The organism is Ochrobactrum sp. BTU1 (assembly GCA_018798825.1).
Lineage (GTDB): Bacteria > Pseudomonadota > Alphaproteobacteria > Rhizobiales > Rhizobiaceae > Brucella.
The window spans coordinates 892709-905848 of sequence record CP076355.1; the positions used below are offsets into that span (position 1 = coordinate 892709).

The following is a 13140-nucleotide window of genomic DNA, read 5'->3' on the forward strand; positions in this document are numbered from 1 at the left end:
CAGGAATCTTCCATCTAAGGACCGAACAAGTGCCCGATTGGTTTCAACTCATGGCGGATTCCCTGCCCACCCTGCTTTGGGCTGGACTGCTGTTCACCATTCCTCTGACAATTCTATCCTTTATCTTCGGACTATCGCTTGGACTGCTAACCGCGCTTGTGCGCTTATTCGCACCAGTGTGGGTTTCAGCTATTGCTCGGTTCTATGTCTGGATTTTCCGCGGCACACCTTTGCTGGTGCAGCTGTTCGTGATTTTCTACGGCCTGCCAAGTGTGGGGATTTATCTTGACGCCTTCACTGCTGCCGTGATTGGGTTCTCATTGAATGTGGGTGCTTACAGCTCCGAAGTCATTCGCGCAGTCATTTCCTCTGTACCAAAAGGCCAGTGGGAGGCAGCCTATTCCATTGGGATGAGTTGGCGTCAGGCGCTTACACGCACCATATTGCCACAAGCCACCCGCACAGCTGTCCCGCCGCTTTCCAACACCTTTATTTCGTTGGTGAAAGATACGTCACTTGCAGCAGCCATCACCGTGCCCGAACTATTCCAGTCAGCGCAGCGCATTGTCGCGACGACGTATGAACCGCTCATCCTCTACATAGAAGCAGCACTGATTTATCTGGTGCTCAGCACGATCCTGTCCAACCTACAGGCAAGGCTTGAAAAGCGCTTTGGTCGCTATGGCGGAACTCTGGAGACAAACGCATGATCGAGCTACAGCACATCGTCAAAAGTTTCGACAATGTTGTTATCCTCAACGATATCAATGTGAAGATCGCCGAAGGGACGGTGACGGCGCTTGTCGGGCCATCGGGCGGCGGCAAGAGCACGCTGCTGCGTTGCATCAATCTGCTTGAAATTCCGACTTCGGGAACACTGGTGTTAGGCGGCCAAAGCATTACGCTCGTCGCTGATCGCAAGCCAAGCTGGCAATCAGTGCAGTCGATCCGTCGCCAAACAGGCATGGTGTTCCAGAACTTCCAGCTTTTCCCGCATCAGACAGCGATACAGAATGTGATGGAAGGTCTGGTTACAGTCTTGAAATGGCCAAAGGCAAAGGCCCAGGAACGTGCGATGGAACTTCTGACGAAGGTCGGCATGGCTCATAAAGCAGATGCATGGCCCTCAACACTATCGGGCGGACAACAGCAGCGTATTGCTATCGCCCGCGCACTCGCGCCGTCGCCGCGTGTCCTTCTCTGTGACGAGCCCACCTCAGCACTTGATCCGGAACTTGCGTCCGAAGTGGTCGACGTTTTGAGCAAGCTTGCAAAAGAAGGCACGACCATGGTCATTGCGACACATGATTTACGCCTCGCCTCCAAGATCGCGCAGAATGTCGTATTCCTGGAATCAGGCAACATCGTTGAGACAGGCAGCGCTCACGACGTTTTCGCAAATCCTAAACGCGACCGCACAAAACAGTTTGTTGCTACAATTAACGCAGCTCATACCTACGACATATAGGAAAATATCCGGTCGTTTCTGTTAGTGATGAAGGGCTTTTGCATATTGCAAGAGCCCTTATTTATATCTGTCTTACTAATATCACTGGTGTTTTATCAATTTTCCAACGGCTGTTCCGGGCCCGCCCCTTGGTAAATGTCCAAAGCACTGTTACATTAGGGGCAACGTAAAAATTGAAGCGCCTTGATTGCGTCCTTTTAGGCTCGCGCGGCGCCATAAGGATAAGAACCTTGAAGAACCCCGAGGAGCGCCCTGCAGGAATGGCGCAACAAGGGGCGTCCGGCGGACTAGCGGGCAATTCAAAGACCCGGAATCCGTCCGAAAACGGCAAGCGCAAACCGCGCAAGAACGCTGTTTCAGAAGTCGGCAAGGCCACGCAAGCCTCCGATTCAGGACGCTCAGACACTGAAAGTAAAGGCTCTCAAAGCCAGAGGAAGCGTGCGCGCAGGCGCAACCGCGGGAAAATGGCTCGTGGTCCAGAGAGCCAAGCGCAAAAGACTGCTTCTGCTGAGACCTCCGCAAACGAAAAGCCCTCGGACGGCAAGCCTTCCGGGAAGCTATCGAATCGTCGCCGTCGTGCGCGCAAGAAGAAACAAGCTCTTCAACAAAGCAGCGTCACTCTTCACACCGATAACACGGCAAAGTCACAGAACGCCCCTGCACGCTCTGATTATAGTCAGACACCTCAAGCCAAGCGTAGTCAATCCGGATCGCAACAACCGCGCATCAGTGCACACGAAGCCCCGCTTTATGCGGCGCTCGATCTCGGAACCAACAATTGTCGCCTGTTGATCGCGTCACCAACGCGTCCAGGACAGTTTCGCGTCGTAGATGCCTTCTCACGTATCGTTCGTCTTGGTGAAGGTCTTAGCTCCACTGGGCGTCTGGGTGAGCACGCCATGGATCGTGCCATAGAAGCGCTCAAAATATGTCATGATAAGCTTGCCGCACGCAAGATCAGACGTGCTCGCCTAGTCGCTACCGAAGCCTGCCGTGCAGCGCAAAATGGCGACGCGTTTCTGGCGCGCGTTCGTGATGAAACGGGGCTTGAGCTTGAGATTATCGATCGTCAGACAGAAGCACGTCTAGCAGTTTCGGGCTGCGGCACGCTTGTAACGCGTGAAACCGACGCCGTTGTTTTGTTTGACATTGGCGGCGGTTCGTCTGAAATCGCGCTCATCGACGTATCACAGCGTCGTTCTCCACGTCTTGCAGAACACATTACCGCATGGACCTCCCTGCCCGTCGGCGTCGTCACGCTGGCGGAACGCTTCGGGGGACGCAATGTTACGCCGGAAAGCTTTGACGCCATGGTTGACCATGTCACTGAGCTGCTTTCAGGCTTTGCCGAGCGTCATTGTCTTGGCAAGCTTACTGAGGGATCACGGTTTCACCTGCTTGGAACGTCAGGCACTGTGACGACACTCGCCGGCATCCATCTTGGACTCGAACGCTATGATCGCCGCCGCGTCGATGGTATGTGGATGGGCTCGAATGACGTAACACAGATGACCCAACGTCTGCTGTCTTGGGATTTTGACGCTCGTGTTGCTAATCCTTGTATTGGCGCCGACCGTGCTGATCTTGTTTTGGCAGGCTGTGCCATTCTTGACGCCATACGCAATGTATGGCCGAGTGAAAAACTACTGGTTGCCGATCGCGGATTGCGCGAAGGCATATTAACGGAACTCATGTCGCGTGACGGTGCCTGGCGCCATAACCGCGCCCATACTGCCAAAACTGGCGGTAAAACCGACGTAAGAAACAGGCATTGAAGATGAGCAAAGCAGGCGGAAACAAAGGCGGCACGAAAACCGGCGGACGCGGCGGCGCGGGCACAAGCAATCTTCGCGTTCGTGTGAAGAAGAAAGCCGGAACGATTAAGGAATCCTCGCGTCGTTGGCTGGAACGCCATCTGAACGATCCTTACGTTCACAAATCAAAGCAGGATGGCTATCGCTCGCGTGCGGCCTATAAGCTGATCGAAATCAACGACCGCTATAATCTGCTGAAGAAAGGCCAACGTATTATCGATCTTGGCGCAGCTCCGGGCGGCTGGTCGCAGATCGCGGCCAAGATCGTCGGTTCGACAGATGAGAACCCGCAGGTTGTCGGCATCGACTATCTGCATGTTGATCCGCTGGCAGGTGTCATTTTGCTTGAGATGGACTTTCTCGATGAATCAGCACCTGAAAAGCTTATGGAAGCACTTGGCGATAAGCCAGATCTCGTGATCTCTGACATGGCTGCACCGACGACGGGTCATCGCCGCACAGATCATTTGCGCACTGTGCATCTTTGTGAAGTCGCAGCTGATTTTGCTGTTTCCGTGCTCAAACCCGGCGGCCATTTCCTAACTAAAACATTCCAGGGCGGCACCGAAAACGATCTGCTTGCTATGCTGAAACAGAAGTTCCGCTCAGTGCATCATATCAAACCGCCTGCATCGCGCGCAGAATCCGTCGAGCTTTATCTGCTCGCTCGCGATTTTAAAGGCTAGTTATCGGGATATATCAGAATGAGAAAGGGCGGCTTCAAAGCCGCTTTTTTATTTGCCGTTTGCTGAATCCGCGACTTCGAGTGCAGTCCGTTCCTTGCTCTTTGACTTGGTAGCTTTCGGGCCTGAAAGTTCATGCCCGGCATCTGGTGCAAGCTTTGCAAACCAGAAGAACGCCGTCGCAGACACCGCTGCAACAACGAAGAAGCCAACATGAAAATCTGCGAGCTGCAACGAAGCTCCGCGAAGGCCAGTACTGATTTCCAGAATTCCACCCGCCATGGCGACACCGAGCGCAATCGAAACTTGCTGCGCAACCGCTGTGATTGGCGTTGCCTGACTGGTTTTGTCATCGGGGATTTCAGCAAAAGCTAGAGCATTGACGCCCGTAAAGAACATCGAGCGGAAGAACCCACCGATCAGCAGGAACCCAACAATAACGCCATAAGGCGTTTCAGGGAAGAACAAGCCATTTGCTGCAATAAACCCGGCAGAAATCAGCGAACCATACATAAGCGTGCGCCGGAAACCGAACAGATTGAATACTCGCTTCGCTCCGAACTTCATGCTGATGGCACCGATTGCCGAGACAAATGTCATCATACCTGATTGGAACGGCGTCATGCCGAAACCAAGCTGGAACATGAGCGGCAACAAAAAGGGGATGGCGCCAATCCCAAGCCGGAAGACGCTACCACCAAAAACAGCCGAGCGGAAAACCTGATTATCAAAGAGTTTCAGGTTCAGCAGCGGATCAATCGTTCGCCGTGCGTGAAATATATAAAGCGCCGAGCTGATAAGGCCGACTGCTACAGTGACAAGCCCTATGACCGGCGGAAGTGCGGGAAGACTGACAACTGACAGCCCAAACACCACACCCGACATCGCGATGCCCGACAAAAAGAAACCCGGCCAATCAAGCGGCTTGACGATCCTCTCGTCATTATCCGGCAGAAAGCGCGTTGCAAACCAGATGCCGATTAAACCAATCGGAACATTGATTAGGAATATCCAGTGCCACGAGAAAAAGGTCGTGATGAAGCCGCCCACTGGTGGCCCGACTAAAGGGCCAACCATTGCGGGGATCGTCAGCCAGGCCATAGCCGACACAAGTTCACTTCTGGGCGTTGAACGAATAAGCACAAGTCGTCCGACTGGCGTCATCATCGCGCCGCCCATGCCCTGCAGAAAACGCGAGACAACAAACGCTGATAGTGAATTCGATGCGGCACAGGCGACCGAACCGACAACGAAAACCGCAATCGCTGCACGAAAAACATTCTTCGCCCCGAATCGGTCCGCCATCCAGCCGCTGACGGGAATGAAAACCGCAAGCGCCACGAGATAGGCCGTCAATGCTAGTTTTAATGCGATGGGGCTGGTGCCGATATCAGCGGCAATAGCAGGAAGCGATGTTGAAATAACATTCGAATCCATCTGCTCCATGAAAAGAGCAATTGCCAGTACGAGAGGAACGATCCGGTTCACAGTGAAAATCCGAATAAAAGCAGAGAATTAAACACGACTTTGCCAGTCGATTATAGCTCCCGCTTTATGTAGCGTCCGTCCGAATTTTTCCAGTTAATTCGCCGTCACAATACGGTGACTGTCTTGAGATTTGAGAGTTGCCGACCCATCTCATGACATCTCACGCAGCGTTACATTCGTTCACATTTACGTAAAATGGGTTGCGTTACCCGTAACAGGCTGTTACATTTCGTTACAGTTCTCGAGCTTTAGAATCCGATGTGGAGGCGTCGTGGTTCAAGGAGGTAGAAAATGAATGACATTACTAGAACAGCGCTCGTTTATGGAATGATGATCATTTCACTAAACACCGCACTGGCAATTGGTCTTCTTGGGCTGGACTTCCTGCGCTAGACGCGGCATCCGCAAAATAGAATTTTGCCCTCCAGGCAAGCATGAAAAAGGGTGTTCCCGAGTTTGGGAGCACCCTTTTCATTTGAGCCTCAATGATCGAAGTCCGATCTTTTACCAACGCCAATTGCTTGGCTGATAAGCAAAACTTAGTCCCTCACCTAATTCGCACTTGAACGTTTCACCTTTGCCGATTTCTTCATGCGTTTTGGCTGAGAAGATCTTCATCGAGACAGTAGCCGTTTTATCCGGCAGCACTCGATAACGAATAAATTCGAAAATCGGTTTCCCGTCCATGGCGACGGTTTGATGTGTGTTGGAATAAACAATCGCCTGTTGGGGTTCACGCAAGCTCATGAATGCATCGATAACAAAACCACCGTCGATATTTTTGGATTTAATCGTCTCGCCCGAAATCTGCTCGCATTTATCCAATCGTAAGACAGACGTTGTTCTTTTTCCTGCGAATAGGTTGTGTTTCAATTCATCGAACGGGTTCATCTCCTCGGCATGGCCGACGTCACCTCCTCCAACGATCAGTGCCATGACTAGCAAGCTCGACTTCCAGCGCATATTTTGACCTCTGGTTCAAAAACATGCACTGGAAAGTAAACCTATAATCATTCGAGGCTATTCCAATAGATTGCTAACTATCCACTCGGCTTCAAGCGCATCCCGAAAAGTGCGAAGCAGTTTTCGGAATAAGATGCGCGTAAAACGAATAGATAGAGCGGTTCCTATGGTTCAGTATTGGCTAAAACCGCTCTAAAGAATACGCGCTTGTGTTTTCTGGTCGAAGAACACGGCCTTGTCGAGATTGAAAGCCAAGCGTGAACGCTGACCAGCCGCGATGCGTGCATCCGCACGAAGGCGCGCGACTACTTGCTTTCCACCAATCCGCGTCACCGCGAAAGTGTCGGAACCAGCCGGTTCAACCACATCAATAAGGCAATCCCCTTCCACAACCGAGCTTGCATTGCGATCAGCACCATCCGGATCTGTCAGCGCTTCCGGGCGGATACCGAAGATCACTTCCTGCCCTACAAAATCGCCAAGGCTCCCGGGGGCAACCTTCAGCGGCAACTTCAGAGCCTCGCCCTCGCCCTGTGTGAGCGTAATCGCAAAATCCGAGCCATTCTTTTCGACATTGGCTTTGAGCAGGTTCATCGCAGGAGAGCCCATGAAGTCAGCAACGAACATATTGGCCGGATTGTTGTAAATTTCGGCAGGCGTACCGAATTGCTGCAAAATCCCGTCTTTGAGGACTGCAATCTTGGTTGCAAGCGTCATGGCCTCGATCTGGTCATGCGTCACATAAACAATTGTCGTCTTCATTCGGTGATGCAGACGCTTGATTTCGGTACGCATATCCACGCGCAGCTTCGCGTCCAGATTGGACAATGGTTCATCGAACAGGAAGACCTGCGGATTGCGAACAAGCGCTCGCCCCATCGCAACGCGCTGACGCTGACCGCCGGAAAGCTGGCTCGGCTTCCGATCAAGAAGATGGCCGATCTGCAGAATATCGGCTACCTCCTGAATGGCCTTGTCGCGCTCAGGCTTTGGCACTTTACGAATTTCCATGCCGAAGGCGATATTACCACCAACTGTCATGTTTGGATAAAGCGCATAGGACTGAAATACCATCGCGATATCGCGCTGCGATGGATGCAGGCCTGATACCGAGCGGCCATTGATCGAAATATCGCCCGACGTAATTGGCTCAAGACCGGCAATCGTGTTGAGCAACGTAGACTTGCCGCAACCTGAAGGACCGACGAGGACCAGAAAGCCGCCTTCTTCGATTTCGATATTGATGTCCTTCAAGACCGAAACACTGCCGTATGATTTGTAGAGATCGCTAATTTTCAGAAATGACATATGAGACTTATCCCTTAACGGCACCGGACATCAGGCCGCGCACGAAGTAGCGCCCGGAAACGATGTAAACGATCAACGTCGGAAAAGCGGCCAGAATAGCGGCTGCGAAATGGACGTTATATTCCTTGACGCCTGTGGAGGAGGAAACGAGGTTGTTCAATGCCACCGTCATCGGCGTTGAATTTGCACCGGAGAAGGAAGCACCGAAAAGGAAGTCGTTCCAGATATTGGTGAACTGCCAGATGACCGACACAACGATGATCGGGCCTGACGACGGCAGGAGAATGCGCCAGAAAATCTGGAAGAAGCTCGCGCCATCGATCTGTGCTGCGCGCACCAGTTCAGTCGGGAACGCCTCGTAATAATTGCGGAAGTAGAGCGTCGTAAAGCCGATACCATAGACCACATGGACGAGGATCAGGCCCCAGATCGTACCAGCAATGCCGAGCATACCGAGCACACGCGCCATCGGGATCAGCACAATCTGAAACGGAATGAAGCATGAAAGAAGCAGCAACCCGAAGAAGATGTTGGAGCCACGGAACCGCCATTTCGTCAGCACGTAACCATTCAATGCGCCGACAATCGTTGAAATCGCAACCGCAGGCACGACCATCAGAATCGAGTTGATGAAGAACGGCTTGAGGCCGGTTGGCTGCACACCAATCTGTGCGGTTGACCAGGCCGAAAGCCACGGCTCAATCGTCCATTGCTGCGGCAGGCCTAGCATACCGCCCTGACGGATTTCATCCAGCGGCTTGAACGAGTTCACCAGCATCACATAGAGCGGCAACAGGTAGTAGATCGCAAACAGCAGCAGTGCGGAATAGATCAGGGCACGCGTGAGCTTGCCGCTGTTGATCGCATTTTCCTGGGTCTGAGCACTCATGAACGCGACCCTCCACGAATTTCAGAATAAAGATACGGAATGATGATTGAGAAGATCATCACCAGCATGATGATTGCCGACGAGGCACCAATACCCATCTGATTTCGTGTAAATGTGTAGGAATACATGAAGGTCGCAGGCAACTCGGTCGCCTGCCCCGGCCCGCCGCCGGTGAGCGCAATCACAAGATCATAGGCCTTGATTGCAAGATGAGCCAATACCACGAAAGCCGACAAAAATACCGGACGCATCAAGGGGATGATAATGCGACGATAAATCGTGCTGGTCGAAGCACCGTCGATTTGAGCAGCTTTGATGATTTCATTATCGACGCCGCGCAGACCTGCCAAGAACATTGCCATGACGAAGCCGGACGACTGCCACACAGCCGCTATCACAAGGCAGTAGATCGCCATCGTGTTGCTTTTGATCCAGTTAAAGGTGAAGCCTTCCCAGCCCCATAGCCTCATCGTGTGTTCAAGCCCAATGCCCGGATCGAGGAACCATTTCCATGCCGTGCCCGTCACGATGAATGAAAGCGCCATCGGATAAAGATAGATCGGGCGCAGGAAGCCTTCGCCGCGGATCTTCTGATCGAGCAGAATGGCCAGAAACAGGCCTATAACCGAACAAATGATGATGTAGAGCGATGCGAAGATCGCGAGATTGGTGACAGCACGCCACCAGTGCGGCAAGGCCCACAGTTTTTCGTAATTCGTCAGACCGACAAAGCCATAGGAAGGCAGCATTCGGCTGTTGGTGACGGAAAGAACGCCCGTGTAAATGATGAATCCATAGACAAAGACGAGGACGATGAGAAAGCTCGGTGCCAATACCAGCTTGGGCACGAGTTCCTGTAGTCGTCTGTTACGCTGCATATTTGCGCCACCCATTTCTGCGCTGCGCACCCGGTGCCGTTCAATTGCGGCGCTGTTGATGCGGGCTATTGTTTCAACGGCTGTATTGTCTGCCGTTCATTGCAATGAATTGTTCAGGCGAAAAATCCGCCGATAGTTCAATGAATTGTCATGCTTGAAAGGAGAGCGCCCGGAAGTGCCGGGCGCTCGCTTTTGCTTACTTCGCGCCTTCAACCGCGGAGACCAGTTCCTTGACAGCGTCTTCAGAAGAAAGCTGGCCATTGAACTGTCGGGTCACAACGTCATATATCGCGTTCTTTACGGAAGCCGGATTTGCATAGCCGTGAGCCATCGAGCCGAGCATTGTGCCCTTCCCTGCAGCTTCCTTCACGTCGGCGATGGCCTTTTTGCCGCAAGCGTCAAAATCGGTATCAGGCACGTCAGTACGTGCAGGAGCCGACCCCTTGACCACGTTAAAGGCCGACTGGAATGCCGGACTTTCAATGGCCGAAGCCATTTCGAGCTGCGCTGGCACCTTGTCTTCAGCAACCTTAAACATTGCGAACATGTCGGAGTTGAAGGTCACAGAGCCCTGTGTTTCAGGGTAACGCATGCATACAAAGTCTTCGCCTGGCTTCTTGCCAGCCTTGACGAACTCGCCCTTCGCCCAGTCACCCATGAACTGAACGCCAGCCTTACCTTCAATCACCATGGCCGAAGCAAGGTTCCAGTCACGACCGGAGAAGTTGTCGTCCACATAGGAACGCAGCTTGGTCATGCGGTCGAACGCCTGCTTCATCGTATCGCTGCCCAGAGTTTCTGGATCGAGATCAACGAAAGCTTTTTTGTAGAACTCAGGACCAAAAGAAAGCACAACAGCGTCGAAAATCGTAGCGTCCTGCCATGGCTGACCGCCGTGAGCAATCGGTGTTATGCCCTGTTCCTTGAACTTGTCGAGGAGGGCTACGAGTTCATCCCAGTTGGTTGGCTCTTTGCCGCCAGCCTTGTCGAGAGCAGCCTTGTTGATCCACATCCAGTTGGTGGAGTGAACGTTGACGGGTGCAGCAATCCAGTGACCGTCATACTTGGCGAATTCCTGCAAAGGTGCCGGAATTACCTTGTCCCAGCCTTCCTTGCCAGCAATCTCGTCGAGATTACCAAGCGCTCCCTGCTCTGCCCAATCGCGAATGTCGAAGCCGAGCATCTGCACAGCGGTTGGCGCATTGCCTGCAGTAACGCGTGCGCGCAGGACGGTCATGGCTTCCGTACCGCCACCGCCTGCAACTGGCATATCCGTCCAGCTGATACCTTTACCTTCGAGGTCTTTCTTCAGAACATCAAGAGCCGCAGCTTCACCACCGGCTGTCCACCAATGCAGAACTTCAACGTTCTGCTTGTCCTGAGCGCTGGCTGTAACAGGCGCCATTGCTGCAAGCATTGCACAGGCAGCTGTGCCCATTGCGGCCACTCTGAAAAATTTACGCATATGTCTACCTCCCGTAGAACTCTACAAAACAAAATTTCGTCGGACGTTATGCGAGTCTCAGACCCGCACATCCAGAAGAGCATTCAATCTGCTTTGAGACCTCATCCCACTATGTTTCTCGCAGCTCCTCCTGCGATTGACAACGTTGTCTTTTTTGAACGAAAGCCTTCGCCCAAGACAAGATGTTCCCCTAACATAGGCTCAGATACTGGATGTGTGTCAATATGGTTTGAACAGAGAAGAGCGAAATAACACGTAACATCGATATCTGAAGCAGAAATTTTTATCTAAATAATAGAGCAAAAATAGTGACTTAGTCCGATTAAAATATTTCTGGCGACAAACTTTCACCACCTTATGAGAATGAGCCAAAAATTGCTGCCAAGGCACGCTGGCGTCAGTATAAATTTCCTGTGAGCGCACTGGACATTGCACTCTGAAATGCATATTTTTCGGCTGCTCGCACAATGGTGTGCGGGTTTGTTCTCGGGGCGGGGTGAAACTCCCCACCGGCGGTATGAAGAGCGATCTTCGAGCCCGCGAGCGCCTGCAGCAAACGCCTTTTGAGGTATAGTTTCAGGGTCAGCAGATCCGGTGAGATGCCGGAGCCGACGGTTAAAGTCCGGATGGAAGAGAGCGAAAGAGCGTTAAACCCGGCTATTGCGCGGGATTGCGTTCCTTTGTGCGCCCTGATTCTAGTTTCGTGAGGAACCTATGAACCAGAGCTATCCGAACAAGACAACTTTCAAAATCGCCTTCATTCAGGCTCGCTGGCACGCCGACATCGTCGACGAAGCGCGCAAGAGCTTCATTGCTGAACTAGAAGCCAAGACAGGCACCAGTGTCGAAGTTGAAGTCTTCGATGTTCCCGGCGCTTATGAAATTCCACTTCATGCCAAAACGCTGGCCAAGACCGGTCGCTATGCGGCAATCGTTGGTGCTGCATTCGTTATCGATGGCGGTATTTATCGTCATGATTTCGTAGCTACTGCCGTTATCAATGGCATGATGCAGGTGCAGCTGGAGACCGAAGTTCCGGTTCTCAGCGTTTCGCTCACGCCGCACCATTATCACGACAGCAAGGAACATCACGAGTTCTTCTTCAACCATTTCAAGAAGAAGGGCGTTGAAGCTGCACATGCAGCGCTACAGATCGTCAGCGAACGCGCACGTATCGCAGCTCTGGTGTAAGCCAGCGTATAAACGACATAGCCGGCCTTGCATTTTCGAGGTCGGCTACCCGTATATAATTCGCTCGGGATGCGAATAGACGTCGAAGTCGTCGCCCCGAACAAGCGCCACAAGCGTCAGATTGGCTTCATCTGCGGTGCGGATTGCCAATGCGGTCGGTGCCGAAATTGCGGCCAACAATGGCACGCCAAGAATAACGGCTTTTTGCACCATTTCGACAGATACGCGGCTGGTAATCGCCACCAAACCCTGTTCCGCAGGCAGGTCAGCACGCGCCATTGCGCCAATGAGCTTATCCAAAGCATTGTGTCGTCCGACATCCTCGCGAACGGCAAAAAGCCCCTCGCCCGGAACATAGAACCCCGCACCATGCACGGCGCGCGTTTCTGCATTCAAAGTCTGAGCGCCGCCCAAAGCGCCCATAGCAGCAACAATCGATCCGGATTTGAACCGTAAACTGTCGGCAGACAACGCCGATAATGGCCGCAGAGCCTGGTCGATGGAATCGATCCCGCATAAGCCACAGCCAACAGGTCCGGCCATAAACCTGCGCCGCGCGGTAAGCGCATCGCCCGGCTCAACAGCCAGTCGCATCTGAACGTCGATACCTTTTTCAAAGATCTCAATGCTCAGATCTTCGATTTCGAAAATGTTGGATATGATACCTTCGGTAAGACTGAACCCGACCGCAAAGTCTTCGAGATTGACGGGCGTTGCCAGCATGACAGCATGGGTTGTGCCATTGTAGCTCATGGCGACCGGCACCTCTTCTGGAACCTCGCGAGAACTTTCATGAAAGCCTGCCTCGCGACGCGCAAGACACGGCATATTCTGGCTGATCTTCGGTATCCTCATAGCATTCCGTCAATGGTCGTTAAGACTTCCGATTTGTCTTATCATTTACCGTCAGCTACTCAATGTCTTTGAAGCGACAGAAGGATTAATCCTACTGAAACAAATGAGCTCAAATATTGGATAATCTTGTTATTGAGA

The 13140-nt window shown here is 52.5% G+C and carries 12 protein-coding genes and 1 riboswitch; of the genes, 5 read left to right on the top strand and 7 right to left on the bottom strand.

Annotated elements, in window-relative coordinates; translation table 11 throughout:
* The first annotated feature begins 29 nt into the window (after positions 1-29).
* The 4 genes from KMS41_15435 (at position 30) to KMS41_15450 (ending at position 3968) form a co-directional block, all read left to right on the top strand.
* Complete coding sequence (locus KMS41_15435; GenBank protein ID QWK78912.1) at positions 30-710, top strand: amino acid ABC transporter permease; 681 nt, start codon at positions 30-32, stop codon at positions 708-710.
* A complete protein-coding gene (locus KMS41_15440; protein QWK78913.1) occupies positions 707-1468 on the top strand; it encodes an amino acid ABC transporter ATP-binding protein in 762 nt (253 codons plus the stop codon). The genes KMS41_15435 and KMS41_15440 overlap by 4 nt, the downstream gene beginning before the upstream one ends.
* 260 nt (positions 1469-1728) lie before the next feature.
* Positions 1729-3243 carry a Ppx/GppA family phosphatase gene (locus KMS41_15445; GenBank protein ID QWK80273.1) on the top strand — a complete coding sequence of 505 codons (1515 nt, stop codon included), beginning with the start codon at positions 1729-1731 and terminating at the stop codon, positions 3241-3243.
* 2 nt (positions 3244-3245) lie between these two features.
* A complete protein-coding gene (locus tag KMS41_15450; GenBank protein ID QWK78914.1) occupies positions 3246-3968 on the top strand; it encodes an RlmE family RNA methyltransferase in 723 nt (240 codons plus the stop codon).
* 48 nt (positions 3969-4016) lie between these two features.
* Here KMS41_15450 and KMS41_15455 read toward each other — a convergent pair whose 3' ends face one another.
* From KMS41_15455 to KMS41_15480, 6 genes are all read right to left on the bottom strand, one after another.
* A complete protein-coding gene (locus KMS41_15455) occupies positions 4017-5453 on the bottom strand; it encodes an MFS transporter (protein QWK78915.1) in 1437 nt (478 codons plus the stop codon).
* A gap of 504 nt (positions 5454-5957) precedes the next feature.
* Entirely contained in the window at positions 5958-6389 is a 432-nt protein-coding gene (locus tag KMS41_15460; protein ID QWK78916.1) for a VirK family protein, read from the bottom strand.
* A 219-nt stretch (positions 6390-6608) separates the two neighbouring features.
* Positions 6609-7724: a sn-glycerol-3-phosphate ABC transporter ATP-binding protein UgpC gene (gene ugpC, locus KMS41_15465; GenBank protein QWK78917.1), complete on the bottom strand. Its 1116-nt coding sequence runs from the start codon at positions 7722-7724 to the stop codon at positions 6609-6611.
* A 7-nt stretch (positions 7725-7731) separates the two neighbouring features.
* Positions 7732-8613 (bottom strand): carbohydrate ABC transporter permease, encoded by an 882-nt coding sequence (locus KMS41_15470; protein ID QWK78918.1) that lies wholly within the window; start codon positions 8611-8613, stop codon positions 7732-7734.
* Positions 8610-9491 (bottom strand): sugar ABC transporter permease, encoded by an 882-nt coding sequence (locus KMS41_15475; protein QWK78919.1) that lies wholly within the window; start codon positions 9489-9491, stop codon positions 8610-8612. The genes KMS41_15470 and KMS41_15475 overlap by 4 nt, the downstream gene beginning before the upstream one ends.
* 196 nt (positions 9492-9687) lie before the next feature.
* Complete coding sequence (locus KMS41_15480) at positions 9688-10956, bottom strand: ABC transporter substrate-binding protein (protein ID QWK78920.1); 1269 nt, start codon at positions 10954-10956, stop codon at positions 9688-9690.
* A 478-nt stretch (positions 10957-11434) separates the two neighbouring features.
* A riboswitch (FMN riboswitch) is annotated at positions 11435-11598 on the top strand.
* A gap of 72 nt (positions 11599-11670) precedes the next feature.
* On the opposite strand from KMS41_15480, the gene KMS41_15485 reads away from it, so the two are divergent.
* The gene (locus tag KMS41_15485) at positions 11671-12147 is read left to right on the top strand and encodes a 6,7-dimethyl-8-ribityllumazine synthase (GenBank protein ID QWK78921.1); all 477 of its coding nucleotides are present in this window, start codon (positions 11671-11673) and stop codon (positions 12145-12147) included.
* Positions 12148-12192: 45 nt separating this feature from the next.
* Here the strand turns inward: KMS41_15485 and fdhD are convergent, their stop codons facing one another.
* The gene (gene fdhD / locus KMS41_15490) at positions 12193-13002 is read right to left on the bottom strand and encodes a formate dehydrogenase accessory sulfurtransferase FdhD (protein ID QWK78922.1); all 810 of its coding nucleotides are present in this window, start codon (positions 13000-13002) and stop codon (positions 12193-12195) included.
* Between the last annotated feature and the right edge of the window lie 138 nt (positions 13003-13140).

Bases quoted from the DNA above. Each gene is read 5' to 3' on its own strand.
- KMS41_15440 (QWK78913.1), top strand. From the start codon at position 707: ATGATCGAGCTACAGCACATCGTCAAAAGTTTCGACAATGTTGTTATC.
- KMS41_15445 (QWK80273.1), top strand. From the start codon at position 1,729: ATGGCGCAACAAGGGGCGTCCGGCGGACTAGCGGGCAATTCAAAGACC.
- KMS41_15450 (QWK78914.1), top strand. From the start codon at position 3,246: ATGAGCAAAGCAGGCGGAAACAAAGGCGGCACGAAAACCGGCGGACGC.
- KMS41_15460 (QWK78916.1), bottom strand. From the start codon at position 6,389: ATGGCACTGATCGTTGGAGGAGGTGACGTCGGCCATGCCGAGGAGATG.
- ugpC (QWK78917.1), bottom strand. From the start codon at position 7,724: ATGTCATTTCTGAAAATTAGCGATCTCTACAAATCATACGGCAGTGTT.
- KMS41_15470 (QWK78918.1), bottom strand. From the start codon at position 8,613: ATGAGTGCTCAGACCCAGGAAAATGCGATCAACAGCGGCAAGCTCACG.
- KMS41_15475 (QWK78919.1), bottom strand. From the start codon at position 9,491: ATGCAGCGTAACAGACGACTACAGGAACTCGTGCCCAAGCTGGTATTG.
- KMS41_15480 (QWK78920.1), bottom strand. From the start codon at position 10,956: ATGCGTAAATTTTTCAGAGTGGCCGCAATGGGCACAGCTGCCTGTGCA.
- KMS41_15485 (QWK78921.1), top strand. From the start codon at position 11,671: ATGAACCAGAGCTATCCGAACAAGACAACTTTCAAAATCGCCTTCATT.
- fdhD (QWK78922.1), bottom strand. From the start codon at position 13,002: ATGAGGATACCGAAGATCAGCCAGAATATGCCGTGTCTTGCGCGTCGC.